The following is a 23,874-nucleotide window of genomic DNA, read 5'->3' as shown; positions in this document are numbered from 1 at the left end:
CTGTCATGCCCGACTCTGCTTCCAGCCGTCCCCGCATGCCGATGGCCGTCTACATCCTCGGCCTCTCGGTCTTCGCCCTCGGCACCAGTGAGTTCATGCTGTCCGGGCTCCTGCCGCCGATCGCCGACGACATGGGCGTGTCCATACCGAAGGCCGGACTCCTCATATCCGCCTTCGCGATCGGCATGGTGGTCGGCGCCCCGCTGCTGGCGGTCGCCACACTGCGGCTGCCCCGCCGTACGACCCTCATCGCGCTCATCTCGGTCTTCGGGCTGGGCCAGGTCGCGGGCGCCCTGGCGCCGACGTACGAGGTGCTCTTCGTGTCCCGGGTGGTGAGCGCGCTGGCGTGCGCCGGCTTCTGGGCGGTCGGGGCCGCGGTCGCCATCGCGATGGTGCCGGTGAACTCCCGGGCCAGGGCGATGGCGGTGATGATCGGCGGGCTGTCGATCGCCAACGTGCTGGGCGTGCCCCTGGGCGCGTTCCTCGGGGAGAGCTTCGGCTGGCGGTCGGCGTTCTGGGCGGTGGGAGCCGCCTCCGCCATCGCCCTGGTCGGTGTCGTCACCCGCATTCCGCGCATCCCGCTGCCGGACGAGAAGCCGCAGCTCAAGCGGGAGATCGCGATCTACAGGGACCGCCAGGTCTGGCTGTCCGTCGCGATCACGGCCCTCGCCGCCGGCGGTGTGTTCTGCGCGTTCAGCTACCTCGCGCCGCTGCTCACGGACGTGGCCGGCCTGAGCTCGGGCTGGGTGCCGTGGGTGCTCGCGCTGTTCGGTGTCGGCGCCCTGATCGGCACGACGATCGGCGGCCGGGTCGCGGACGCGCACCTCTTCGGCGTGCTGCTGAGCGGCATCAGCGCCTCGACGGTCTTCCTGGTCGCCCTGGCCCTGTTCGCTTCCAGCCAGGTCGCCGTCGTCGTCCTGGCGTTCCTGCTCGGGCTGTCCGCGTTCTACACGGCCCCGGCGCTCAACGCCCGGATGTTCAACGTCGCGGGTGCGGCCCCGACGCTGGCGGGGGCGACGACCACCGCCGCGTTCAACCTGGGCAACACGACCGGCCCGTGGCTGGGCGGGACCGTGATCGACGCGGACTTCGGCTTCCGCGCCACGGCCTGGGCGGGGGCCGCGATGCTGGTCCTGGGCCTGGCCTCCGTGGTGGTCGCGCTGCGGCTGCGCGCCGGTGCGCCGTCCCGGAGGGTCGCGGGCGCACCGGCGCACGCCGACCCCGAGCAGGGTGCACCGGCGCACGTCAGCCAGGAGCAGGCCGCCCCTTCGGCCGCCTCAGCCCCGCGTCGGTGATCCGGCGGACGATCTCCTTCGACCCGACCTCCCGCGCCCCGGCGCGCACCGCGTCGGCGTAGCGCGCCTCGGGCACGTCGTAGTGGTCGCGCTCGAAGGCGCGGGGCGGGCAGCCGATCGTGGCGGCGAAGGCGTGGAGCTCCTCGAACGACACGTCGCTGACCAGGTGCGACCACATCCGCCCGTGCGCCGGCCAGGTCGGCGGATCGATGTAGACGGTCACCGCCCGAATACCTCGGCGAGCGACCCGACCCGTGCGACGGACACCGTCGCCTTCGTGCAGACCCAGTGCGGATCGGCGCCGAGCTCGGGCTCGACGTCCAGGGCGTGCGGCCCCTCCCCGGTGCACACCGGGCACAGCGGCCAGCGGCCGTACTCCTCCAGGAGCGCGTCCTGGACGTCCTGCGCCACGAGCCCCGTGACGAACGACACACCCTCGGGCCACTGTTCGACCCACCAGCGCCGGTGGGCCACCGCGTCCTCGACCATCGAGACGATCCCGGCCTCGGCGACATCGCCCGCGACGAGGTCGGCCACCACCCGTGCGCGCGCGGTGTGCAGCTCCTGTTCCAGGCTGTTCAACTCCATGACCCCATTGTCCCCTGCCCCGCGACGGGCCGGGCCTGACGTGATCCTTCAGAGGTCGGGACCAAAGGGGGGTTGACGGGATTCGTCCCTGAAAATATCTTTCAAATGTGACCCATGACGTGAAGGAAAGTTTCAACCCGGATTCCCCGCCCGCCCCCGCGGCTCTCGCGGCGAAGGTGCGGACGCTCGCTCCGTCCATGACCCGTTCCATGCAGCGGGTCGCCGAAGCGGTCGCGGGGGACCCCGCCGGGTGTGCCGCCCTCACCGTCACCGGTCTCGCCGAGCTCACGGGCACGAGCGAGGCGACCGTCGTCCGCACCGCACGCCTGCTCGGCTACCCCGGCTACCGGGACCTGCGCCTCGCGCTCGCCGGGCTCGCCGCGCACCAGCAGTCCGGCCGGGCGCCCGCCGTCACCGCCGACATCGCGGTCGACGACCCCATCGCGGACGTCGTCGCGAAGCTCGCCTACGACGAGCAGCAGACCCTCGCCGACACCGCCGCCGGTCTCGACACCGTGCAGCTCGGCGCCGCCGTGGCCGCCGCGGCGACCGCTCGCCGCATCGACATCTACGGCGTCGGCGCCTCCTCCCTCGTCGGCCAGGACCTGGCGCAGAAACTGCTCCGCATCGGCCTGATAGCCCACGCCAACATGGACCCGCACCTCGCCGTGACCAACGCCGTGCAGCTCCGGACGGGAGACGTGGCCATCGCCATCACCCACTCGGGCTCCACCGTCGACGTCATCGAACCGCTCCGGGTCGCCTTCGACCGCGGCGCGACGACGATCGCGATCACCGGCCGCCCCGACGGACCGGTCTCGCAGTACGCCGATCACGTGCTCACCACGTCCACCGCCCGGGAGAGCGAGCTGCGGCCCGCCGCCATGTCGAGCCGCACGAGCCAGCTCCTCGTCATCGACTGCCTCTTCATAGGCGTCGCCCAGCGGACGTACGAGACCGCCGCGCCCGCCCTGTCCGCGTCCTACGAGGCGCTCGCCCACCGCCACACCCCCCGCAGCCGCTGACCCGGCCGACGTCACGCGAACGAGAAAGCAGAGCCGCTGTCCATGACCTCCACCACCGACGCCGACGCCGCCACCCCCGGCGGCTACGGCGAACTCCGCGCCCAGCTGGCCACCCTCACCACCGAGGCCTTCCGCCCGGAGCTCGCCGAGATCGACCAGCTGCCGACGCAGGAGATCGCCCGCATCATGAACGGCGAGGACGCGACCGTCCCCGCCGCCGTGGCCGAGAAGCTTCCCCTGATCGCCGCCGCGATCGACGCCACCGCCGAGCGCACGGCGCGCGGCGGCCGGCTGATCTACGCGGGCGCCGGAACCGCGGGCCGCCTCGGCGTGCTCGACGCCAGCGAGTGCCCGCCCACCTTCAACACCGACCCGTCCGAGGTCATCGGCCTCATCGCGGGCGGCCCCTCCGCCATGATCAAGGCGGTGGAGGGCGCCGAGGACAGCAAGGAGCTGGCCGCCGCCGACCTCGACGCCCTGGGCCTCACCGCCGACGACACGGTGGTCGGCATCTCCGCCTCCGGCCGCACCCCGTACGCGATCGGCGCCGTCGAGCACGCCCGTGCGCAGGGCGCGCTCACCATCGGCCTCTCCTGCAACGCCGACTCCGCACTCGCCGCGGCGGCCGAGCACGGCCTGGAGATCGTCGTCGGCCCCGAGCTGCTCACCGGCTCCACCCGTCTCAAGGCGGGCACGGCGCAGAAGCTCGTCCTCAACATGCTGTCGACGATCACGATGATCCGGCTCGGCAAGACGTACGGGAACCTCATGGTCGACGTACGCGCTTCCAACGAGAAGCTGCGCGCCCGCTCCCGCCGGATCGTCTCCCTCGCCACCGGCGCCTCCGACCCGGAGATCGAGGCGGCGCTCGCCGCCACCGACGGCGAGGTGAAGAACGCCATCCTCGCCATCCTCGGCGGGGTCGACGGCCCCACCGCCGCCACGCTCCTGACCGACTCCCGAGGCCACCTCCGCGCCGCCCTCGCGGCCGTCCGCACCACCTGACGCACCACTCCCCGCACAGCAAGGCACCACGCACCATGGCTACTGAAGACAAGAACCGCGCCACTGCCGCCGCGATCCTGCCGCTCGTCGGTGGCGCTGCGAACGTCAGCTCGATCGCCCACTGCATGACCCGGCTCCGGCTGGGCCTGCACGACCGTTCCCTCGTCGACGACGAGGCCCTCAAGGCGGTCCCCGCCGTGATGGGCGTGGTCGAGGACGACACCTATCAGATCGTCCTCGGCCCGGGCACCGTCGCCCGGGTCACCCCCGAGTTCGAGCAGCTCGTCGAGGAGGGCAAGGCGTCCGGCACCCCGGAGACCGCCCACACCGCGGAGGAGCTGGCCGACAGGGGCGCGGCCCTCAAGGCACAGCAGAAGGCGAAGAACGCCACCCCGTTCAAGCTGTTCCTGCGCAGAATCGCGAACATCTTCGTCCCGCTGATCCCCGCCCTGATCGGCTGCGGCATCATCGCCGGCCTCAACGGCCTGCTGGTGAACCTCGGCTGGCTGCCCTCGGTCACCCCCGCACTCGCGGCGATGGCCTCCGGCTTCATGGCCCTGATCGCGGTCTTCGTCGGCTACAACACGGCGAAGGAGTTCGGCGGTACGCCGATCCTGGGCGGAGCGGTCGCTGCGATCATCGTCTTCCCCGGCGTCGCGAACATCGAGGCCTTCGGCCAGACCCTCTCCCCGGGTCAGGGCGGTGTCCTCGGCGCCCTCGGTGCGGCGGTCCTCGCGGTGTACGTCGAGAAGTGGTGCCGCCGCTGGGTGCCCGAGGCACTGGACGTGCTGGTCACGCCCACGCTGACGGTCCTGATCTCCGGGCTCGTCACGATCTTCGGCCTCATGTACGTGGCCGGTGAGATCTCCACCGCCATCGGCACCTTCGCCGACTGGCTGCTCTCCACGGGCGGCGCGGGCGCGGGCTTCCTGCTCGGCGGGTTCTTCCTGCCGCTGGTGATGCTGGGCCTGCACCAGGCCCTGATCCCGATCCACACGACCCTGATCGAGCAGCAGGGCTTCACGGTCCTGCTCCCGATCCTCGCGATGGCCGGAGCGGGCCAGGTCGGTGCCGCGGCGGCGGTCTACCTCCGCCTCCCGAACAACGAGTCGATCCGCAGGACCATCAGGTCCGCGATGCCGGCGGGCCTGCTGGGTGTCGGCGAGCCCCTGATCTACGGCGTCTCGCTCCCGCTGGGCCGTCCGTTCATCACGGCCTGTGTGGGCGGCGCGTTCGGCGGCGGGTTCGTGGGTCTGTTCAACCAGCTCGGCGACTCGGTGGGCTCCACGGCCATCGGCCCGTCCGGCTGGGCGCTCTTCCCGCTGCTGGACGGCAACCACGGCCTCGGTTCCACCATCGCGATCTACGCGGGCGGCCTGCTCGTCGGCTACGTCGCGGGCTTCGTCGCCACGTACTTCTTCGGCTTCAGCAAGTCCCTGCTGGCGGAGTTCAACGTCTCCCAGGAGCCGGCCGCCTCGACGGTCGCGGCCTCCGGCGGTGCCCCGGCCTCGGGCCAGGGCTCCGGGGACGAGCCGGCGAAGGAGCCGGCCGGCGTCTGACCCGGACCTCTTCCCGACGACGGTCTCCCCGCACGCGGCGTGCGGGGAGACCGTCGTCGTCATGCGGGGTCCGGCGCCGGGCCGCCGGACCGGACACGCGTGACCGACGGGGAGCGGGCGCCGGACCGCCCCCGAACGGCCGCGAACCGCACGGGAAGCCCGCGAACTTTTTTCCGCACGAACACGAGTGTGTAGGCAATTGCTTTCCGGGCACCAGATGTCTCGGAGGTTGATAACAATGGTTCCCCTGCTTCTCGTTCTTCTTCTCGCCCTGATCCTTTTCGGTGCCGGCTTCGCACTCAAGGCACTGTGGTGGATCGCCGTGATCGTGCTGGTGATCTGGCTGGTCGGATTCTTCGCCCGGTCCACCACCGGCGGCAAGCGTGGCCGTTGGTACCGCTGGTAGACAGCCACGACCAGCACAGACGCGGGTGGCGCGGGACCTACGGGTCCCGCGCCACCCGCGTTTTCGCGTACACGTCGAACACACGACGCATGGAGCGGAAAAGTACGGGCACGCGATGTGTCAGGCGAAAATCGCCCCTCATTCATGGTCGCGACGTATTCGCCGTTCCGAATGAACCGTCGAGGAAGGAGCCATTTCATGAGTGACGATCTGTGGGGCTACCAGCCTTCGAGTGGTCACACCGCGGGCGCCGATCTGACCGGATTCTCGGTCGAGGCGACGGACGGCAGCATCGGCAAGGTCGACAAGCACTCCGACGAGGCGGGCTCCGCCTACCTCGTCGTCGACACCGGGGTGTGGATCTTCGGGAAGGACGTCCTGCTTCCGGCGGGCACGGTCAAGGGCATCGACACGGAGCACCGGACGGTCTTCGTCGACCTGACCAAGGACCAGATAAAGGACTCCCCCGAGTTCGACAAGCACAAGCACGCGGCCGACCCCGGCTACCACGCACAGGTCGGCGGCTACTACGACAGCTTCCGCATCCTCTGATCCCGACGCGGGATCCTCACGCACCACGCGCAGAGGCGGGGTCGGCCCTCATCGGGCCGGCCCCGCTGTCCGGCGTCCCGCCCTCAGACCGGGAAGCCGTCCGTGAGCAGGGTGACGTCGAAGGGGTCGGGCCGCCCTCGTCACCGGTCCGGTCGCCCTGGGCGGACTGCTGCTGACCGCCGTGGGCCTCCTCGCCGTCTGGCCCGAGTTCACCGAGATACGCCTGGGCGCGGAGCGAGCCCGCATCGACGAGGGCCCCGGGCCGCGATGCGCCACTCCTGGTCCCTCGTGTGGGGCCGGGCCTCCGCCTGGTCCCGGACCGTGGCCTTCGCGCTCCCCCTGGGCGCGCTCACCGTAGCCCTGTACGTCCTGCTCCACCTCGCCGCACGGCCGCTGCGCTCCGGCACGGTCCACGCCTTCCTCGAGTGGGGCCCGGACAACACCTACGCCGCGTACGTCGCCGGGCTCCTCGTTCCGATCGCCGTCGCCCTGCTGCTCACCGGCGCGCTGGCCCTTCCACCGGCGCACGCCACACTCGCGATACTCCGGCAGCGGCTCGTCCAGGCCCGGGAGCGCCGGGCGTCGACCCGGCCGTGACGCCCCGGGGCGGCCTCACGGCAGCCGCCCCTCGCGGTTGATCTCCCGCACCCGGGCCCGAAGCACGAGCCCCGGCGGAGCAGGCCGGACCGCGTCCGGCGGGCAGTCCCACTCGGCCCCGCCGCCCGGCGGACGCAGTTGCACGTACGGGCCGACGCGGCCCATCACCCGGCCCACCCGGCCGTCCCGCACGTCCACCGCGAACGTCCCGGGCTCCGGCGTACACGGCTCCAGTCCTTCAACTGTCATGAGCCGCCTTCGCTTCGAGCAGTGCACTCAGCCGCAGCGCCGTCTCGATCGAGCACCGGCCGAGGTCGACGAGCGGCGCCGGCTCGTTCCCCGCGCACGACACCGGGTCGATCCGCAGCGACGGCAGCTTCACGCCGACCCCCGTGAACCCGGCCCGCAGCCGCGCCACCGCGTCCTCCGCAGCCCGCACTCTGCCCACTGCCTCTTTGTGCCGTTCCGTAGCCGTCTTCATGATCTTCCCCATTTCCACGCTGAGTAGCGGCTATGCCTACTCAGCGTGGCCAATTCGTCGCCACCGTGGAAGAGGCGCAGTTCCAACACCCGCACATGTCCACCAGGAGTCGCCTTGCCCGGACCGAAGAAGCTGTGCACGTCCTGCCGTTCTCCGCCGGGGCGCCCATGGCTCTCGAAGGTTCCCTCACGTTGACGGCCTTCGCGGACGCTCCTCCGCTCGCCCATCTGCAAGGCTTGGGCACAGGACAGTTGCGGGACGATCCAGCTACGGTCAGACAGTACGAACTGACCTACGATCTCGTCGTGGCCAGCGCCCTGTCACCGGACGCGTCCCTGGCCCTGATCGAATCGGTGGCGGAGGATGACGACCATGAAGATCAGCGTCTCCGATGACGACCTGTCGACAGCGTCCTGGCACAAGTCCCCGTACAGCGGCGCAAGCGCTGGCTACCGCCTCGAAGCCGCCGACGGCCTCCCCCACGTCGCCCCCGTCCGCGACTCCAAGGTCACCGACGGCCCCGTGCTCGCGTTCCGGACCAACGCCCGGGCGGCCTTCGTCGCCGACCTCGAGCGCTCGTAGCCGACCCGTCGCCGCAGGAGGCCCACCGCATGCCCGAGTTGCAGATCGACGCCCTGGTCTTCGACGTCCTCGGCACACTCGTCGACGAACCCGCCGGGATCCGCGGCGGGATCCAGGAGCTCGCCCCGTCGCTCGACGAGGCCACCACAGCGGCGCTCCTGACACGGTGGCAGGAGCACATCGACCACGAGTCGCGTCGCGTGCTCGCCGGTGGCCGCCCCTACGCCACCACAGAGGCGTTGGACCGGGAGGCCGCCCGGATCGTCGCCGAGGCCGCCGGTGTCGAGGACCCCACTGCCGTGGCGACGCTGGCCCTGGCGGGCCGTCGCCTGCCGCCGTGGCCGGACACCGTTGCCGGGCTCGCCCGGCTCGCCGAGCGCTTCCCGCTGATCGGCCTGTCCAACGCGAGCCGGAGTGCGCTGCTGGGGCTCAACGCCCACGCCGGTCTGCGCTGGCACCAGGTGCTCTCCGCCGAGGAGGCCCGGACGTACAAGCCGGACCCGGCGGTCTACCAGCTGGCCGTGACCGCCTCCGGCGCCCCGCCGGAGCGGCTCTTGATGGTGGCCGCCCACGCGTGGGACCTGCGCGGTGCGCAGGCGCTCGGCCTGCGCACCGCGTATGTCGCCCGCCCCGTGGGTGATGCGCCCGCCCCCTCGGACCGGTTCGACGTGTATGCCGACGACTTGACCGACCTGGCAGTCCAGCTCGACAAGGCCCAGGGGCTGTCCTCGGGTGAGCGCCCCACGGGGTGAGGGCAGATCCGCGGAGCTGGGGGAGGCAGCGCATCGGCGGTCCCGTGAAGCAGGCGGCGGACCGAAGGGCCGGGCCCCGGCACCGTCTGGGGGCCCTGCCCTGTTCGGCTACGGGCGCTGGGCCATCCAGTCGGCCACGTCCGCGGCACGGTTGGAGTAGGCGTTGACCGGACAGCAGGACGGCCGCCGCGGACAGCGAGGTCGCCGCCCACACTGCGCGTCTGCGCCCGGACGGACGGGGCAGAGGCATCACGGGTGCTCCTCCGGGACGGGAGAGGGTTCGGGGGAACACCGACGCCAGGAAGAGGCCGTTACTGAGGCATTGCCGGTCCGCCCCCGGGGGCCGGTCACGCCTCTACCCGCCGGTATCGACCGGTTCGGGTGCGCACGGGAGGCCGGAGCGGCGGTCCGGTGCCATATTCGGCGTGTGGCCGCCGTCATGCGGCCACACGACTCGTGTGCCGCAACCGTGCCGGGATCTCACCACCGCTCCCGCACGCCTACCCGTCAGCGAGGACCCGGGTGCATGCCAACGACCGCGGAGGGACCGTCCGGGAACATCCGGGGGAACCGGACCTGGACCAGCTCATGGTCTCGGCCGGCGAGGGCGACCGGGAGGCCTTCGCCGGCGTCTACGACGTGACCGCGGGCCCCGTCATGGGGCTGGTGCGCCGGGTCCTGCGGGACTCCGCCCAGTCGGAGGAGGTCACGCAGGACGTGCTGCTCGAGGTGTGGCGTACGTCCGGTCGGTTCAGGCCCCACCGCGGCAGCGCGATGACGTGGATCATGACTCTGGCCCACCGGCGCGCCGTCGACCGGGTCCGCTCCGCGCAGGCCAGCCAGGACCGTGAGCAGAGGGCGGCGAGGCTCAGCGAGGACACCCCCTTCGACGAGGTCACCGAGCAGGTGGAGACCCACATGGAGTGGCAGCAGGTGCGCCGCTGCGTGCGGGGGCTCACCGACATCCAGCGCGAGGCCGTCGTCCTGGCCTACTACGGCGGACACACCTACAAGGAGATCGCCCACTCCCTGTCCCTGCCGCTGGGGACCGTCAAGACCCGCCTGCGGGACGGCCTCATCCGGCTCCGCCGCTGCCTGGGAGCGAAAGCGTGATCACCACGGACCCCCACGAGTCGTCGGGCGCCTACGTCCTGCACGCCCTCCCCGATGAGGAGCGCCGGGAGTTCGAGGCCCATCTCGCCGAGTGCCGGCAATGCCAGGAGGAGGTGGCCGAGCTGCGGGCCACGACGGCGCTCCTGGGACGGATGACGGCTGAGCACCCGCCGGACTCCCTGCGGGACCAGGTCCTGGGCCGGCTGGCCGACACCCCGCAGGAGCCCCGTACGCGCAAGGGCCCGAGGGTACGCGGGCGCGGACCGGCCCGGTCCCTGCGCCTGGCGCTCGCCGCTTCGGTGGCCGTCGCCCTGGTCTGCCTCGGCCTCGCCGGATGGCAGCGCCAGGAGGCCTCGGACGCCAGGGACCACGCCCGCCAGGTCGAGGAGCAGGCCGCCCAGGTGCAGGCGCAGGCCCGGCAGGCGGAGGCGGCGCAGGAGAACGTGGCCAAGGTGCTCACCGCGTCCGACGTCCGCCTGCGGACCCAGGCGCTGAGCGACGGCGCCACGGCGTCCGTGACCTTCTCCCGGAGCGAGGGTTCGGCCACACTCGCCGTCTCCGGTCTGCCCGCCCTCCCCGCCGGACGGACGTACGCGGCGTGGTTCATGGAGGACGGGACGCCCGTGCCGGCCGGGCTGCTCACCGGCGACCCGGGGCGCCGGGTGACGCTGCTGGAGGGGGCGCTGGACAACGCCGATGCCGTCGCCCTGTCCGTGGAACCCGCCGGGGGCTCCCCGCAGCCCACCACCGTCCCTCTCGGCGCGGTCCCGCTGACGGCCTGACCTGCGGCGCACAGCTGCCGGCCCGCGGAAGCGGACGGCCTCCGCGGGCCTGACGCGGGCACCGGAAGAGGGGCGACTTGTGCCGTTCCTTGCCTTTGTGGGATTCACCCCAAACCTTCCCCCCGATGTCTCCGAATCCCTTGTGTAAAGCGACTCGCACCATCGGAACCCCATCCGACAGGCCCGGTAACCCCGTCGTCCCACCAGCCATCCCCCACGCTGCGGCACCCTTAGCGGCGCCGTGCCCCCTCGGGACACCGCCATGACCACGATGACCGCACCACCGCCCTCGTCCACTCCGTCGCCCATCACGGCGGGGAAGCTCTCGATTCCCCTGCCGGCCGGTCCGGAAGCGCCCTCCCACGCCCGCCGCGCGGCCGTCGGCTTCCTCCACTGGTCATGGCCCTCGCTGACCGAGGAGCGCTGCGACGACTTCCTGCTGATCGTCTCCGAGCTGGTCACCAACGCCGTCCGGCACGCACCCGGGCCCAGCACCCTGACCCTGACGACCACGGCCGGGGCCCTGGACATCGCCGTGACCGACTGCTCGTGCGTCCGGCCCGCCCCGCGGACACCGGACCTGAGTGACGGAACCGGCGGCATGGGCCTGCACATCGCGGAGGATCTCGGGGCGCGGGTCTTCACCGAGCCGCTGTCGGCGGGGAAGTGCGTGCACGCGGCGTTCAGCGAAGCCTGAACCGCACCCGCGTACGGGACTGTCCCGTGGCGGATGTGCGGGGCCCTCGAGCCGGAAGGGCTTGGAGATCACGGGAGCGGGTGTCGTATCGCTGGGGACGCACGCGCACTCGGTGATCCACCGGCCGGGCTGGAGCAGGTCGGCCCCCGGGCCGTTGGTGAACGGGTACTGGTTGTACAACCGAGCCAGGACAGGCCCCTGACGCGAGCGGCCCTCGCCCGGGGAGGACGAGGGCCGCCGCGACACCGGCGGGGCGAGGAGACGTTCGGCCTCGCCGGCACCGCGGTGTTCCCGGTACGGCGCGGTCAGGTCACCGGATCAACCCGAGCTGCAGGCACGCCCGTTCAGCTTGAACGCCCCCGGGTCGGGCGCCGGGGCCGGAGCCGCGACGTTGAAGCCGAAGTCGACCGCCGCACCCGGTGCGAGGGTCCGGTTCCACGACAGCGGACTCGCGCTGACCGTGCGGCCGTGCTGACCGAACTCCGCGCTCCAGGTGTGGCTGAGCTTCTGCTCACCGGGGAGCAGCCAGGTCAGCGACCACGGGGAGACCGCCTCCGAACCGGTGTTCCGGAGCCGGACCGTCACCGTGGACCCGCTGTTCCACGGGTGCGAGGAGTAGGTCACCTCGCAGGTGCGGGCCGGTGCGACCGTCCCGCCGTCGCCCGCGTCGTCCAGGTAGGAGGCGATGAAGGCGAGCGGGGCGTTCCAGTTGACCGTGATCTCGTTGGTCGACCAGGAGCCGATGTCGTCGATGTAGCACATGGCCGGGGCGCAGCCGGTCAGCTTCTCGGCCGCCACCGGGTCGCCGGAGGCGATCGCGGTGAGGTTGGGCCCGCCCGCGAGCGAGCCGGGCGCCGGGTGCGGCAGGGACGGGTCGTTCTGGTGCGCCCAGAAGCGGTGGTGCTGGTTCTCGGAGTCCCGCTCGCCGTAGCCGGTGACGTACGACCGGTTGAGGGGGTTGCGGCCCAGCAGGTAGTCCGCGCCCCGCAGCACGGCGTCCTGGTAGGCGGCCTTGCCGGTCAGGTCGTGGGCCGTCGCCAGGACCACCATGTTGTTGAGCACCGCGCTGTTGGAACCCCAGACGTAGTCCTCACCGGCCGGCGCGTAGGGCAGCCCGTACGCCTGGTCACGGGACTGCGCGGCGTAGCGGTCGGCGCCCTTCGTCACGGTGGTCCGCACCTGTGCCAGCTGCTCGGCGGTCAGGGCGCTCGGCACGGTGGCGAGGGTGAGCACACCGAGTCCCGCGGTCGAGCCCCAGGAGATCCCGCCGTTGGCCGAGAAGACCGCGTCCACGTCACCGTGGAGCGCCGAGGAGAGCACCGCCTGCCGGTAGGTGTCCTCGCCCGTCGTGGTGAACAGCTCGGCGGCCGCCCAGTAGAACTCGTCCGAGACCTCGTTGTCGCTGTACGTGCCACCGCCGGTGCCGTCGTTCGGGTCCGCCAGCATGTCCGGGTGCCGCTTCGCCGCCTCCCACGCCGTCTCGGACGCCCGTAGGCAGCGGTCCGCGAACGCGGCGTCGAAGGGGGCGTAGAGCCGGGCGCACTGCGCGGCAGCAGCGGCGAGGTTCAGCGTGGCCGCGGTCGACGGGGCGTGCAGTTCACGCTGCTGGGGGTCGAGATGCGGCTTCATCGGAAGCCCGGTCCACTCGGCGTCGTGGATCTTGTGATGCACCATCCCGGCCAGCGGCTCTCCGGCCGGGACCTGCATCTTCATCAGGAAGTCCAGCTCCCAGCGCGCCTCGTCCAGGATGTCAGGCACCCCGTTGCCGCGTTCGGGCACCCGCAGCTCACCGTCGCCGAGCTCCGCCGACTCGGCGTCCGGGGCGGTCAGGGCGCGCTCGTACGTGGACATCAGCTGGGCCACGGAGATGCCGCCGTTGACCACGTACTTGCCGTGGTCGCCCGCGTCGTACCACCCGCCCGACACGTCCAGGCGGTAGTCGCAGACGCCCGGCTTGCAGGGAACGTCCGTGTCGCCCTTGTTCGGCGCCACACCGATGTGGCCGGCCGGGCGCGCGTACTCCTCGCCGACGAGATCCGCCTCGATCGGGGTGCCGCTGCGGTTGTGGTAGAAGTACGCCAGCGCGTCGGAGCGCAGCCCGTCGTACAGGTCACCGCGGATCGAGAACGGCTCGCTGACCTCGCCGTCCACCTCCACGGTGTAGCCGTCGCCCGCCGCGGTGAGGCCGGTGAAGTCGAAGGTGTGGACCCGCTGGAGCGAGCTGGGGTCCTCGCCCTGCGGCACGGTCTCGCCGGTGGCGGCCGTGGACCCGTCCCCGGCCTTCACCGTCCAGGTCAGCGGCGCGTCGGCGTCGGAGACCAGGGTGCCGCTCTTGGGGCCGCGGGGCAGGTACCCCACCTGGTTGACGCGGACGGGCGACCCGGTGTCCGGTACGTACACGGGCGGTTCGGCCCCGCCGCGGAGCGACACGTCGTCCAGGCAGAAGGTCGTCGCCCGCTCACCACCACCGATCTGCAACTGCACCGACGCGGCCGGCTGGTCCACCGAAGCGGTGAAGGTCCGGGAGACCTCGGTGACCTCCGTGCCGACCGGGTCCGCGGTGGCGAGCACCGTGGTGTACGGCTCGGCCGCCTCCTGGACGCGGGTCTGCACGGTCAGGGGCACGGTCGAACTGGCGCTGTACGACAGCTCGTAGCTCTCGCCCGCGACGATCGGGACGTCGTTCTGGCCGATGATCACGTCCCAGGCGTTGGCCGTGCCCGCGGGCACCTCGGCGCACAGTCGGCCGTCCGAGACCGCCGGGGTCAGATTCGCCGTCGCCCACCAGGGGGCGACACCGGCGGCGAAGTCGCCGTTGGCGATCTGCTCGGGGCCGGGCTCGGCGTCGTCGGCCGCCAGGGCCGTGCCGGGCACCGTCAGCGCGGCCGCGCACAGTAAGGCGGCCGCTGACATCGTGAACACGCGTCGCCCGTGCCGGGGGCGCGGCCGCGTGGGCCGTGCGAGGAGTGGTGAGGCAGTCACCGGGAAGGCCTTTCGTCGGCGGAGACAGGTGGGGACGAGCCTGGTGGGAGCGCTCCCATCAGAGTGTGAGGGCGGAACGCGCGTTCCGCCAGGGTCATGACAGAGAAACAGGAGCCGGGTGGTGCGGACATCGCACGGGACCCCGTGCGATGCCGGACCGGCCGGGAGACTCCCCGGCCGGTCCGGCCCTTCCGCTACGCGAACGGGATCTTCACGACCGCCGCGTCCGTGCCGGTCTGCACCTGGGACGTGCCGTTGCCCAGTGCGTTCCAGATCTCCAGGCGGACCGTTCCGCCCCTCAGGTTGCCCAGGCTCCCGGTCACCGCGACGGCGCCCACGGCCTGGGTGTACTCCTCCCACCCCGCGACCGGGTCGGTCGCGAAGTAACGGAAGGTCTCGGTCCGGTCGAACGTGCCGTCACCGGTGAGGTCGTAACTGACCCTGACCTGCGGGGCGAGACCCACCTTCGTGCCCGCGTCGACCCGCAGGCGGAAGGCGGTGGACGCACCCGCCGCGAGTGTTCCGTCGACCTTCCTGATCTCGTAGACCGTCGGCCGGTACGGCGTGCCGTCCCGGTTGACGCCGTCGGCCGAGGCCAGCGTGTCGGCTCCCGCCGCGCCGTCCGTGGCGGTCGTGAGGACGCCGCCCGACTTCAGCCGGAAGGTGTTTCCGGTGGACGGACCGGGCTCCTCGGGATCCGGATCTCCGCCGCCGCTCCCCGTGCCGGTGGCCGCGGAGCGGGCCGGAACGGAGAGGGTCGCACCGTCGGAGAAGGTGACGGTGCGCGCGGTGGAGTCGTAGTTGTGGGCGGCGTAGGTACGGACGCCGTTCCTGGTGAAGACCGCCGACGTGGGGATGCTCCCGCTGATCGTCATGTCGGGCGCGCCCAGGCTGTCGAGCGTGGTGATCCAGTGGTAGGTGTGCGCCTTGGACTCCCCCTGCTCCGGGGTGTAGCCCGCGTTGTCGGCGTCCCACTTGGCCTTGGCCGCCGCCGGATCGGCCAGCGACTCGAACTCCCACAGGAGGTCGCGCCACTCGACGGCCGGCCCGCCGTTCTCCCTCCGCATCTCCGCGAGGTTCCGCTTGACGGCGGCCTTCTCGCGGGCCAGGTGCAGGGAACCACCGGTGACGGGCAGGACGTTGATGCCGTGGATCTCCTCCGGGTTCGCGGTCCACCAGGTGGAGTACGCGGCCCCGCTGCCCCAGACCATGCCGACCGTGTCGTGGCCGAAGGAGCCCGGGAAGACCTGCTGGTCGGCGTCGAACCAGTACTGCGTGATCGCTTCCGATTCGGTGGTCAGCAGGTAGCTGCCGAGGTCGCGCAGTCCGGTGTCGCCCGTCGCCGCACCCCACAGGACGAGGCCCGCACTGAGGTTGACGGACTCCGAGGACGACTCCTGGTTGTTGCCCGCCGCGAAGCCCTGGTGGCCGGAGGCCCAGCTGTGGCCCGCGTACACGTCGAAGCCGCGCAGGAAGGGGTACGCGGTGTCCGTGCGGCTGGGGTTGGCCGTGTCACGCACCAGGGTCTTGACCATGGTGCCCCAGGCGGAGTCGGCGGCCCACGCCTGGTCGTACTGGGCGACGATCGCCGCCGCGTACACGTAGTAGCTGTAGTGGAAGTGGTGGTCGTTGAGCTCGGTGTCGCTGCCGTACGAGGCCGGGTAGCCGGTCAGCGTCTTCCAGTCCTTGTCGTAGCTGAACTCGCTGGCCCCGCCCGCCGTGAACCACTCCTGGAGGCGGCCCTTCATCAGGCCGAGGAGCTTGTCCCGGATGCCGGTCTGGCCGATCTGGTCGGCGACGGGCACCAGTTGGGCGAGGCGGCCGAGCGCCTTGCCGGTCCAGTAGGTGTCGGCGGCGCCGGAGAACGGGTCCGAGGCGTTCGCCACCTCGTTCAGATAGCCGGTCAGCCTCGCCTTGTCGACCCCGGTGGACGCGGGCAGGGCGGGCAGCACTCCCTGGTTCTTCTGGCTGGTGGTGAAGGAGGCCGACTCCCGCACCTTCATGGTGCCGCGCGGGGAGACGTACGTGTACGGCGTGAGCGCGTCGGTGGTGTGCAGCCACTGGTGGCGGTACAGCGCCTGGATCGTGCCGCGTTCGGTGCCCTCCTTGGCCTCCGTGGTCAGGGTGTAGGTCGCCCTGACCGTGCCGCCGGTGGACTCCCAGGCGACCTTGGAGCCGGTGACGAAGCTGAAGGCGTACTTCCGGTAGGTGGCGAGCGCGTCCGTGGACGGCAGCACGGCGAGCGAGAAGTAGTCCTTGCCGCCCAGCCCGGCGGTGATGGCCGTGCCGGAGACGTTCCAGTCGCTGCCGGTCGGGGCGAAGAGGGCGTAGTGGTGACCGGCGACCGTGATGCCGAGGACGTTGCCGTTGTCCGCGAAGACGGCGGGGGTGGCGGCCGTGGTGATGCGCGCGTCACCGCCGGAGCCCTTGGCGTACACGAAGGGCATGCCGTGGCCGATGGTCGTGCGCAGGGTGCGGGTGCCGTCCGACCAGTAGGGGGTCACTGTCCAGTCGGACCAGTCGTCGGCCTTGGTGTCCGGGGAGTTCAGACCGTTGAGGCCGACGGTGAGGTCCGCCTTGTGCGCGTACTCGTACTGGCGGCCCTCCCCGACGATCGCGGGCGTGGTCGGGTAGCCGACCTCCAGTCCGCCGGACGTCGCCTGGTAGGTCAGCGGATGCCCGTACATCGGGGTGGAGTACGGATTGTCGCCGTACCGCTGGTAGGCGAGGGAGGACCACCAGTCGTTGGTGGGGACCGGCTTGTCCTTCGCCGCCGCCGTGAGCTTCGGCGTGACCGGGGCGCCGGTGTTGGTGGTGGGGCCGGAGGCACCGGCAGGGCGGGTGTCGGTATAGCTGCCGGAACCCGCGGGGATGGTGGCGGCCGCCGCCGGGGATGCGGCAGGGCCCAGGCCCACGGCGGTCAGGGCGACGGCCAGGACCGTCGCCGCTGCTGGTCTGGAGAGGGAGTGCATGGGCAGCACCTCGTCAGGGGGGTGTGGAGAGCGCGTGAGAGCGCTCTCAGGTGCCAGGAACGTAAAACTTTTGAAACTCTGGGTCAAGAGAGCTGACACAGAAGGGAGTTGGGCGTAACGCATGGTCGCCATGCATTCGAGTCTTGACGAGAAACGAGACCGGGAGGACGCTCCGGATACAGGTGGTGAGAACGCGGACACGGCGCGCGAGTGACGGGTGCCGTCGGACGCACCCACCGGCGGCCGCACTCGATCAGCGCGTGCGCCGTCAGCCTGCGCGGCCGCAGACGCACCCCCACGGGGGGGTCCCGCACTCTGCCTTACGCTCCCGCCTGCACGGACCGTTCGCGCCCGCGCCCCGCACAAGGCCCAGAGGTGCCGCATGTCGCGTTCCCGCTCCTCACTCCCGGCGCTCGTGGTCCCCGTCGTGTTCTCCCTCGCCGCCTGCGGCAGGCTCTTCCCCCCGCCGCCCCCTGACGGCAAGCCGATCGAACTGCCCCTGGCCCGGGCGGCCGTGACCTGGACCGACAAGTGGGGCGGCACGCTGGAGCTCGAGGCGGACGGAACGTACACCGCCGACCGCGACTGCAGCGCCAGCGGACGGGAGTCGGGATCGGGCACCTGGAGCCTGGACGGGATGCACGGGGTGGACGAAGTGGACGGGAACGAGATCACGGTGGAGTTCGCGACCTACTTCATCACCTACGAGGCGCTCCGGAACGGCAGGACGCTCAAGCTCTGGACCTACATCGGAGAACCTGACGACGGCGATCTCTGCGTCCTGCCGCTCCCGCGTGGTGAGACGGCCCCAGCGCACACGACGCCGGCCCCCGGGAAGGAATTCCCGGGGGCCGGCGTCGCACGGATACTGCGGGTACTGCCTGGAGCTGCTGATCCGAGGATCAGAAGTCCATGTCACCGCCCGGCATGCCGCCCGGAGCGGCCGCGGCGGCCTTCTCCGGCTTGTCGGCGATGACGGCCTCGGTGGTGAGGAAGAGCGCGGCGATGGACGCGGCGTTCTGCAGGGCGGAGCGCGTGACCTTCGCCGGGTCGATGATGCCCTCGGCGATCATGTCGACGTACTCGCCGGTCGCGGCGTTGAGGCCGTGACCGATCGGCAGGTTGCGCACCTTCTCGACGATGACGCCACCCTCGAGACCACCGTTGACGGCGATCTGCTTGAGCGGGGCCTCCAGCGCGAGCTTCACGGCGTTGGCGCCCGTGGCCTCGTCACCGGTGAGGTCGAGCTTCTCGAAGACGGCCGAGGCCTGGAGCAGAGCCACGCCACCACCGGCGACGATGCCCTCCTCGACGGCGGCCTTGGCGTTGCGCACCGCGTCCTCGATGCGGTGCTTGCGCTCCTTGAGCTCCACCTCGGTGGCGGCGCCGGCCTTGATGACGGCCACGCCGCCGGCCAGCTTCGCGAGGCGCTCCTGGAGCTTCTCGCGGTCGTAGTCCGAGTCCGAGTTCTCGATCTCGGCACGGATCTGCTTGACGCGACCCTGGACCTGGTCGCTGTCGCCGCCACCGTCGACGATGGTCGTCTCGTCCTTGGTGATGACGACCTTGCGGGCGGTGCCGAGCAGGTCGACGCCGGCGCTCTCCAGCTTGAGACCGACCTCCTCGGAGATGACGGTGCCACCGGTGAGGATGGCGATGTCGCCGAGCATGGCCTTGCGGCGGTCACCGAAGCCCGGAGCCTTGACGGCGACGGACTTGAAGGTGCCACGGATCTTGTTGACGACCAGCGTCGACAGAGCCTCGCCCTCGACGTCCTCCGCGATGATCAGCAGGGGCTTGCCCGACTGCATGACCTTCTCGAGCAGCGGAAGGAGGTCCTTCACGTTGCTGATCTTGGAGTTGACGATCAGGATGTACGGGTCGTCGAACGACGTCTCCATACGCTCCATGTCGGTGGCGAAGTACGCCGAGATGTAGCCCTTGTCGAAGCGCATACCCTCGGTGAGCTCGAGCTCCAGACCGAAGGTCTGGGACTCCTCGACGGTGATGACGCCTTCCTTGCCGACCTTGTCCATAGCCTCGGCGATCTTGGCGCCGATCTCGGTGTCAGCAGCGGAGATGGAGGCCGTCGAAGCGATCTGCTCCTTGGTCTCCACGTCCTTCGCCTGCTCCAGCAGAGCGGCGGAGACGGCCTCGACGGCCTTCTCGATGCCACGCTTCAGAGCCATCGGGTTGGCACCCGCGGCGACGTTGCGCAGGCCCTCGCGGACGAGCGCCTGGGCGAGAACGGTTGCGGTGGTCGTACCGTCGCCGGCGACGTCGTCCGTCTTCTTGGCGACCTCCTTGACCAGCTCCGCACCGATCTTCTCGTACGGGTCCTCGAGCTCGATCTCCTTGGCGATGGAAACACCATCGTTGGTGATCGTGGGCGCGCCCCACTTCTTCTCGAGGACGACGTTACGGCCCTTGGGGCCGAGGGTGACCTTGACGGCGTCGGCGAGCTGGTTCATCCCGCGCTCGAGACCGCGCCGTGCCTCCTCGTCGAACGCGATGATCTTGGCCATGTGAAGTGGTCCTCCCGGACTAATGGGGTCTCCCCTGCTCGAACGCAGTTGAGAGCTTGGGGAAGGATTTCTCCGGACCGAGAGGCGCCCGCGACGGACGGCCAGCGTGCTCGACGGTTCCTTGCCCCACCGAGCCTGCGGGCCTCACCGGCCCGGTCCAAGTTCTGTCACTCTCACCTGGAGAGTGCTAACGCCAATGATTAGCACTCGACCCCTGCGAGTGCAAGCGTCCCTCTCCGCATGTGGACAACCGGAGGGGCGGCGAGGGGCGCGCGTGAGGCCCTTACCCCTGGCGGAGGGGGACGCACGCGGGGCCCGTACCCCTGATGGCGGAGGGGGACGCACGCGGGGCCCGTACCCCTGATGGAGGTACGGGCCCCGCGTGTGTGAGTAGTGTCGTTGGCCGACCGCGCCGAGCTCAGCCGACGGCGAGCTTGACCATGTCCGCCTGCGGCCCCTTCTGGCCCTGCGAGATCTCGAATTCAACTCGCTGACCCTCTTCGAGGGTGCGGTACCCGTCCATCTGGATCGCGCTGTAGTGGACGAAAACATCCGCACCACCGTCGACCGCGATGAAGCCGTACCCCTTCTCCGCGTTGAACCACTTGACGGTGCCCTGAGCCATGCCTAACTCCCCTATTACTGGCCCTTGCACGAGCACCGCACTTCGCGGGCCCGGGTCAGAACACACCCTCCGACAGGAGAGGGTGGCGTGCGCCGGAACGCGTCGACCGCGGCCGAATGTATCTGCCCAACTGCCCTCTGCAACAGGTCAATCGGACGAGAATTCTGGGCACACGTGAACGCACGGATAGACCCAACTCAGGGGATTCCAGGGCAAGTCGGGCCCGGCAAAGGCGACTTATGCCACAAGGGGTGCACGTACTTTGGCTGCATCTTGTCGCGACCGGGCGCATTCTCGTATGCGGGCGGCACGGGCAGCTGCGGGGACTTCCCCAACTGTACCGTGCTCAACCATGCAGAATGGCCCCCTCCGCTTCTCTCGCGGAGGGGGCCACAACGCTCACTCTGTGGAATCGGGCAGCCGGGCGGGCCCGTACCACCTGCGGAGGTCAGCCTCCGGCGACGGCCGGGATGATCGAGACGCCGGCGCCGTCCGGGGTGACCGCGTCGAGGCCGCCCTCGAAGCGCACGTCGTCGTCGTTGACGTACACGTTGACGAAGCGGCGCAGCTTGCCCTGGTCGTCCAGGACGCGGGCGCCGATGCCCGGGTGGTTCTGCTCCAGGGACGCGATGACCTCGGAGAGGATCGCCCCCTCCGCCGAGACCTCGGCCCGGCCGTCCGTGTAGGTGCGGAGGATGGTGGGGATACGGACCTTGACGCTCATGTGGGTGCCTTCCTTCGGTCTCGGGTGGTCAGTTGGCGGCGGCGAGGCCCGCGTCGCGGAACGCGTCCAGGCTGGGCCGGATCGTCGCCGACAGGCCGGTCGTCGGGGCGACCGCGTCGAGCGTCTTCAGCCCGTCGCCGGTGTTCAGGACGACGGTGGTCAGCGCCGGGTCCAGCAGACCGGCGTCGATCAGCTTCTTCGTCACGCCGACCGTCACCCCGCCCGCGGTCTCGGCGAAGATGCCCTCGGTGCGGGCCAGCAGCTTGATCGCGTCGACGACCTGCTCGTCGTTGACGTCCTCGACGGCACCGCCGGTGCGCCGGGCGATGTCCAGGACGTACGGGCCGTCGGCCGGGTTGCCGATCGCCAGGGACTTGGCGATGGTGTTCGGCTTCTGGGGCCGCACGACGTCGTGGCCGGCCTTGAAGGCGGTGGAGACCGGGGAGCAGCCCTCGGCCTGGGCACCGAAGATCTTGTACGGCCTGTCCTCGACGAGGCCGAGCCTGATCAGCTCCTGCAGCCCCTTGTCGATCTTCGTGAGCTGCGATCCGGACGCGATCGGGATGACGAGCTGGTCGGGCAGCTGCCAGCCCAGCTGCTCGCAGATCTCGTACGCCAGCGTCTTGGAACCCTCGCCGTAGTAAGGCCGCAGGTTGACGTTGACGAAGCCCCAGCCCTCACCGAGCGGGTCACCGATGAGCTCCGAGCAGAAGCGGTTGACGTCGTCGTAATTGCCCTCGATACCGACCAGTTCGCCGCCGTACACCGCGGCCATGACGACCTTGCCCTGCTCCAGGTCGTGCGGGATGAACACGCAGGAGCGGAAGCCGGCGCGGGCCGCGGCGGCGCCCACCGCGCCGGCGAGGTTGCCGGTGGAGGAGCAGGAGAGCGTGGTGAAACCGAAGGCGCGGGCGGCCTCGACGGCGATGGCGACGACACGGTCCTTGAAGGAGTGCGTCGGGTTGCCGGAGTCGTCCTTGACGTACAGGCCGCCGGTCACGCCCAGCTCACGGGCGAGGTTGTCGGCCTTGACCAGCTTCGTGAAGCCGGGGTTGATGTTGGGCTTGTCCGCGACGTCGGAGGGGACGGGCAGCAGCGGCGCGTAGCGCCAGATGTTGTTCGGACCCTCGGCGATGCGCTTCTTCAGCTCTTCGGGGGAGCCGCTCGGCAGGTCGTACGCCACTTCGAGCGGCCCGAAACAGGACGCACAGGCGAAAAGGGGTCCGAGCTCGAAACGCTCGCCGCATTCGCGGCAGGAAAGCGCCGCGGCGGGACCGAGGTCCACGGCGGAAGAATTGGTGTTCGCTGCAACTGTCTGCACGGCCATGATGGCGGAGGCCCTTTCTCCTCATCTTCCTTGCGACGTATTTCGCCACAAGACGGAATTGGCACCTTCCCCACCGTGACCTCGCGGTCGGCAGGAGGGTTGCCGGGACTTCAACGGGCCGTTCCCTCAGTCCCTCTGGATGAGCGCTATGGCACCGGACCATGGATCCGGGCGTTTATTCGCGGGCCGACCCCGACATGCGAGGGTCATCCGCGTTGTTCAAGACTGTAACCGAAGCACCGGACGGTTGAGATAGCCGTCCGAACCGCGAGATGGATCACATACAGGGAGTACCGACCGTGCTGGAAGAGGTGGAACGCTGGCTGACCAGGCGTTCCTGGTCCGCTGCCGACCGCCCGCTGGACCGTCTCACGGCCGCACGGGCGGGGGATCCGCGCCGCTCCCGGGTGAGCGTCGTGCTGCCCGCGCTGAACGAGGAGGCGACCGTCGGCGCGATCGTCGCGGAGATCCGGCGCGAGCTGATGGAGAAGGTCCGGCTCGTCGACGAACTGGTCGTGATCGACTCCGGATCCACCGACGCCACGGCCGGGGAGGCGCGCCGGGCCGGCGCCCGGGTCGTCCACCGGGACGCGATACTCCCCCGCATCCCCGCCCTGCCCGGCAAGGGCGAGGTCCTTTGGCGGTCACTGCTGGTGACCAGCGGGGAGATCGTCTGCTTCGTCGACGCGGACCTCAAGGACTTCTCCGCGGACTTCGTCTCCGGCATCGTCGGCCCGCTGCTGACCGATCCCTCGGTGCAGTTCGTCAAGGCCATGTACGACCGGCCGCTGGGCGAGAGGGCGGGCCAGGGCGGCCGGGTGACCGAACTGGTGGCCCGCCCCCTGCTCAATCTTCACTGGCCGCTGCTGGCCGGCTTCGTCCAGCCGCTGGGCGGCGAGTACGCGGTGCGGCGCTCCCTGCTGGAGCGGCTCCCCTTCCCGGTCGGTTACGGGGTGGAGCTGGGCCTGCTCGTCGACGCGCTGCACACGGTCGGCCTGGACGCGCTGGCCCAGGTCGACGTCGGCGTACGCAAACACCGCCATCAGGACGGACAGGCCCTCGGCAGGATGGCGGCGGCGATCTACCGCACGGCGCAGCTGCGGCTCTCCCGCGGGCCGCTCGTACGGCCCGAGATCACCCAGTTCGAGCGGGGACCCGACGGCTTCGTCCCGCGCACCCATGCGGTGGACACCGAGGAGCGGCCGCCGATGCGGGACATCGCGGAGTACGCCTCACGCGACGCGGCGTAGCGGTTCCTCCCGCCCGGCTCCGCGCCCTCTTCACG

24 protein-coding genes, 1 pseudogene and 1 riboswitch are annotated in these 23,874 nt (G+C 70.9%); of the genes and pseudogenes, 15 read left to right on the top strand and 10 right to left on the bottom strand.

The annotated features are described in order from the left end of the window. Positions 1 to 35: 35 nt before the first annotated feature. Positions 36 to 1,295: a Cmx/CmrA family chloramphenicol efflux MFS transporter gene (locus tag B9S57_RS16900; RefSeq protein ID WP_181011379.1), complete on the top strand. Its 1,260-nt coding sequence runs from the start codon at positions 36 to 38 to the stop codon at positions 1,293 to 1,295. Here B9S57_RS16900 and B9S57_RS16895 read toward each other — a convergent pair. Both B9S57_RS16895 and B9S57_RS16890 read right to left on the bottom strand, forming a co-directional pair. Further along, the gene (locus B9S57_RS16895) at positions 1,246 to 1,518 is read right to left on the bottom strand and encodes a DUF4031 domain-containing protein (protein ID WP_103516405.1); all 273 of its coding nucleotides are present in this window, start codon (positions 1,516 to 1,518) and stop codon (positions 1,246 to 1,248) included. The two genes, B9S57_RS16900 and B9S57_RS16895, sit on opposite strands and share 50 nt — an antisense overlap. Then, positions 1,515 to 1,883, bottom strand: coding sequence for a hypothetical protein (locus B9S57_RS16890; RefSeq protein ID WP_103516404.1), 369 nt, complete (start codon positions 1,881 to 1,883; stop codon positions 1,515 to 1,517). Before B9S57_RS16890 ends, B9S57_RS16895 begins: the two co-directional genes overlap by 4 nt. A gap of 107 nt (positions 1,884 to 1,990) precedes the next feature. On the opposite strand from B9S57_RS16890, the gene B9S57_RS16885 reads away from it, so the two are divergent. The 6 genes from B9S57_RS16885 (at position 1,991) to B9S57_RS16860 (ending at position 7,027) form a co-directional block, all read left to right on the top strand. Beyond that, entirely contained in the window at positions 1,991 to 2,908 is a 918-nt protein-coding gene (locus B9S57_RS16885; RefSeq protein ID WP_103516403.1) for a MurR/RpiR family transcriptional regulator, read from the top strand. A gap of 42 nt (positions 2,909 to 2,950) precedes the next feature. After that, on the top strand, positions 2,951 to 3,913 hold the full coding sequence (gene murQ / locus B9S57_RS16880) for an N-acetylmuramic acid 6-phosphate etherase (RefSeq protein ID WP_103516402.1): 963 nt from the start codon (positions 2,951 to 2,953) through the stop codon (positions 3,911 to 3,913). 35 nt (positions 3,914 to 3,948) lie between these two features. Next, a complete protein-coding gene (locus B9S57_RS16875; RefSeq protein WP_103516401.1) occupies positions 3,949 to 5,472 on the top strand; it encodes a PTS transporter subunit EIIC in 1,524 nt (507 codons plus the stop codon). A 238-nt stretch (positions 5,473 to 5,710) separates the two neighbouring features. Beyond that, complete coding sequence (locus B9S57_RS16870) at positions 5,711 to 5,878, top strand: DUF5670 family protein (protein WP_103516400.1); 168 nt, start codon at positions 5,711 to 5,713, stop codon at positions 5,876 to 5,878. Positions 5,879 to 6,076: 198 nt separating this feature from the next. Next, entirely contained in the window at positions 6,077 to 6,430 is a 354-nt protein-coding gene (locus tag B9S57_RS16865) for a PRC-barrel domain-containing protein (RefSeq protein WP_103516399.1), read from the top strand. Between the two features lie 267 nt (positions 6,431 to 6,697). Further along, the gene (locus B9S57_RS16860; RefSeq protein ID WP_103516398.1) at positions 6,698 to 7,027 is read left to right on the top strand and encodes a hypothetical protein; all 330 of its coding nucleotides are present in this window, start codon (positions 6,698 to 6,700) and stop codon (positions 7,025 to 7,027) included. Positions 7,028 to 7,042: 15 nt separating this feature from the next. Here B9S57_RS16860 and B9S57_RS16855 read toward each other — a convergent pair whose 3' ends face one another. Further along, positions 7,043 to 7,276 (bottom strand): hypothetical protein, encoded by a 234-nt coding sequence (locus B9S57_RS16855; protein WP_103516397.1) that lies wholly within the window; start codon positions 7,274 to 7,276, stop codon positions 7,043 to 7,045. Further along, positions 7,266 to 7,508 carry a hypothetical protein gene (locus tag B9S57_RS16850; protein ID WP_103516484.1) on the bottom strand — a complete coding sequence of 81 codons (243 nt, stop codon included), beginning with the start codon at positions 7,506 to 7,508 and terminating at the stop codon, positions 7,266 to 7,268. The genes B9S57_RS16855 and B9S57_RS16850 overlap by 11 nt, the downstream gene beginning before the upstream one ends. A 134-nt stretch (positions 7,509 to 7,642) precedes the next feature. On the opposite strand from B9S57_RS16850, the pseudogene B9S57_RS16845 reads away from it, so the two are divergent. From B9S57_RS16845 to B9S57_RS16820, 6 genes and pseudogenes are all read left to right on the top strand, one after another. Then, positions 7,643 to 7,903 (top strand): annotated as a pseudogene (locus tag B9S57_RS16845) (Scr1 family TA system antitoxin-like transcriptional regulator); the annotation flags it as partial. Beyond that, complete coding sequence (locus tag B9S57_RS16840; protein WP_103516396.1) at positions 7,881 to 8,090, top strand: DUF397 domain-containing protein; 210 nt, start codon at positions 7,881 to 7,883, stop codon at positions 8,088 to 8,090. The pseudogene B9S57_RS16845 and the gene B9S57_RS16840, both read left to right, overlap by 23 nt. Before the next feature lie 29 nt (positions 8,091 to 8,119). After that, positions 8,120 to 8,842 (top strand): haloacid dehalogenase type II, encoded by a 723-nt coding sequence (locus B9S57_RS16835; protein WP_103516395.1) that lies wholly within the window; start codon positions 8,120 to 8,122, stop codon positions 8,840 to 8,842. Between the two features lie 522 nt (positions 8,843 to 9,364). After that, complete coding sequence (gene sigK / locus B9S57_RS16830; RefSeq protein ID WP_258036415.1) at positions 9,365 to 9,955, top strand: ECF RNA polymerase sigma factor SigK; 591 nt, start codon at positions 9,365 to 9,367, stop codon at positions 9,953 to 9,955. Beyond that, positions 9,952 to 10,737: an anti-sigma factor gene (locus tag B9S57_RS16825; protein WP_258036414.1), complete on the top strand. Its 786-nt coding sequence runs from the start codon at positions 9,952 to 9,954 to the stop codon at positions 10,735 to 10,737. Before sigK ends, B9S57_RS16825 begins: the two co-directional genes overlap by 4 nt. Positions 10,738 to 10,999: 262 nt before the next feature. Beyond that, on the top strand, positions 11,000 to 11,434 hold the full coding sequence (locus B9S57_RS16820; RefSeq protein ID WP_103516394.1) for an ATP-binding protein: 435 nt from the start codon (positions 11,000 to 11,002) through the stop codon (positions 11,432 to 11,434). Positions 11,435 to 11,752: 318 nt separating this feature from the next. Here the strand turns inward: B9S57_RS16820 and B9S57_RS16815 are convergent, their stop codons facing one another. Together B9S57_RS16815 and B9S57_RS16810 are read right to left on the bottom strand one after the other, a co-directional pair. Beyond that, entirely contained in the window at positions 11,753 to 14,347 is a 2,595-nt protein-coding gene (locus tag B9S57_RS16815; protein WP_103516481.1) for a glycoside hydrolase family 9 protein, read from the bottom strand. 263 nt (positions 14,348 to 14,610) lie between these two features. Next, entirely contained in the window at positions 14,611 to 17,388 is a 2,778-nt protein-coding gene (locus B9S57_RS16810) for a glycosyl hydrolase (RefSeq protein WP_103516393.1), read from the bottom strand. 382 nt (positions 17,389 to 17,770) lie between these two features. On the opposite strand from B9S57_RS16810, the gene B9S57_RS16805 reads away from it, so the two are divergent. Continuing rightward, entirely contained in the window at positions 17,771 to 18,364 is a 594-nt protein-coding gene (locus B9S57_RS16805) for a hypothetical protein (RefSeq protein WP_103516392.1), read from the top strand. Here B9S57_RS16805 and groL read toward each other — a convergent pair. From groL to thrC, 4 genes are all read right to left on the bottom strand, one after another. Then, a complete protein-coding gene (gene groL / locus B9S57_RS16800) occupies positions 18,291 to 19,913 on the bottom strand; it encodes a chaperonin GroEL (RefSeq protein WP_103516391.1) in 1,623 nt (540 codons plus the stop codon). The two genes, B9S57_RS16805 and groL, sit on opposite strands and share 74 nt — an antisense overlap. A gap of 418 nt (positions 19,914 to 20,331) precedes the next feature. After that, positions 20,332 to 20,538, bottom strand: coding sequence for a cold-shock protein (locus B9S57_RS16795; RefSeq protein WP_003967346.1), 207 nt, complete (start codon positions 20,536 to 20,538; stop codon positions 20,332 to 20,334). A 448-nt stretch (positions 20,539 to 20,986) separates the two neighbouring features. Further along, positions 20,987 to 21,262, bottom strand: a complete 276-nt coding sequence (locus tag B9S57_RS16790; protein WP_103516390.1) for a MoaD/ThiS family protein — start codon at positions 21,260 to 21,262, stop codon at positions 20,987 to 20,989. Positions 21,263 to 21,290: 28 nt separating this feature from the next. Continuing rightward, positions 21,291 to 22,589, bottom strand: coding sequence for a threonine synthase (gene thrC, locus B9S57_RS16785; protein WP_103516389.1), 1,299 nt, complete (start codon positions 22,587 to 22,589; stop codon positions 21,291 to 21,293). 18 nt (positions 22,590 to 22,607) lie between these two features. After that, positions 22,608 to 22,735: riboswitch (SAM riboswitch) on the bottom strand. Positions 22,736 to 22,888: 153 nt separating this feature from the next. Between thrC and B9S57_RS16780 the strand changes: the two genes are divergently transcribed. Next, positions 22,889 to 23,839 (top strand): glucosyl-3-phosphoglycerate synthase, encoded by a 951-nt coding sequence (locus tag B9S57_RS16780; RefSeq protein ID WP_103516388.1) that lies wholly within the window; start codon positions 22,889 to 22,891, stop codon positions 23,837 to 23,839. Positions 23,840 to 23,874 lie beyond the last annotated feature (35 nt).

It is taken from the genome of Streptomyces sp. SM10 (assembly GCF_002910915.1).
Classification (GTDB): domain Bacteria; phylum Actinomycetota; class Actinomycetes; order Streptomycetales; family Streptomycetaceae; genus Streptomyces.
This window is presented reverse-complemented; position numbering and strand designations above follow the sequence as displayed.

Coding starts and splice junctions, on each gene's coding strand:
- B9S57_RS16900 (WP_181011379.1), top strand. CDS start 36: ATGCCGATGGCCGTCTACATCCTCGGCCTCTCGGTCTTCGCCCTCGGC.
- B9S57_RS16890 (WP_103516404.1), bottom strand. CDS start 1,883: ATGGAGTTGAACAGCCTGGAACAGGAGCTGCACACCGCGCGCGCACGG.
- murQ (WP_103516402.1), top strand. CDS start 2,951: ATGACCTCCACCACCGACGCCGACGCCGCCACCCCCGGCGGCTACGGC.
- B9S57_RS16875 (WP_103516401.1), top strand. CDS start 3,949: ATGGCTACTGAAGACAAGAACCGCGCCACTGCCGCCGCGATCCTGCCG.
- B9S57_RS16870 (WP_103516400.1), top strand. CDS start 5,711: ATGGTTCCCCTGCTTCTCGTTCTTCTTCTCGCCCTGATCCTTTTCGGT.
- B9S57_RS16865 (WP_103516399.1), top strand. CDS start 6,077: ATGAGTGACGATCTGTGGGGCTACCAGCCTTCGAGTGGTCACACCGCG.
- B9S57_RS16860 (WP_103516398.1), top strand. CDS start 6,698: ATGCGCCACTCCTGGTCCCTCGTGTGGGGCCGGGCCTCCGCCTGGTCC.
- B9S57_RS16855 (WP_103516397.1), bottom strand. CDS start 7,276: ATGACAGTTGAAGGACTGGAGCCGTGTACGCCGGAGCCCGGGACGTTC.
- B9S57_RS16850 (WP_103516484.1), bottom strand. CDS start 7,508: ATGAAGACGGCTACGGAACGGCACAAAGAGGCAGTGGGCAGAGTGCGG.
- B9S57_RS16840 (WP_103516396.1), top strand. CDS start 7,881: ATGAAGATCAGCGTCTCCGATGACGACCTGTCGACAGCGTCCTGGCAC.
- B9S57_RS16835 (WP_103516395.1), top strand. CDS start 8,120: ATGCCCGAGTTGCAGATCGACGCCCTGGTCTTCGACGTCCTCGGCACA.
- B9S57_RS16820 (WP_103516394.1), top strand. CDS start 11,000: ATGACCACGATGACCGCACCACCGCCCTCGTCCACTCCGTCGCCCATC.
- B9S57_RS16815 (WP_103516481.1), bottom strand. CDS start 14,347: ATGTCAGCGGCCGCCTTACTGTGCGCGGCCGCGCTGACGGTGCCCGGC.
- B9S57_RS16810 (WP_103516393.1), bottom strand. CDS start 17,388: ATGCACTCCCTCTCCAGACCAGCAGCGGCGACGGTCCTGGCCGTCGCC.
- B9S57_RS16805 (WP_103516392.1), top strand. CDS start 17,771: ATGTCGCGTTCCCGCTCCTCACTCCCGGCGCTCGTGGTCCCCGTCGTG.
- groL (WP_103516391.1), bottom strand. CDS start 19,913: ATGGCCAAGATCATCGCGTTCGACGAGGAGGCACGGCGCGGTCTCGAG.
- B9S57_RS16795 (WP_003967346.1), bottom strand. CDS start 20,538: ATGGCTCAGGGCACCGTCAAGTGGTTCAACGCGGAGAAGGGGTACGGC.
- B9S57_RS16790 (WP_103516390.1), bottom strand. CDS start 21,262: ATGAGCGTCAAGGTCCGTATCCCCACCATCCTCCGCACCTACACGGAC.
- thrC (WP_103516389.1), bottom strand. CDS start 22,589: ATGGCCGTGCAGACAGTTGCAGCGAACACCAATTCTTCCGCCGTGGAC.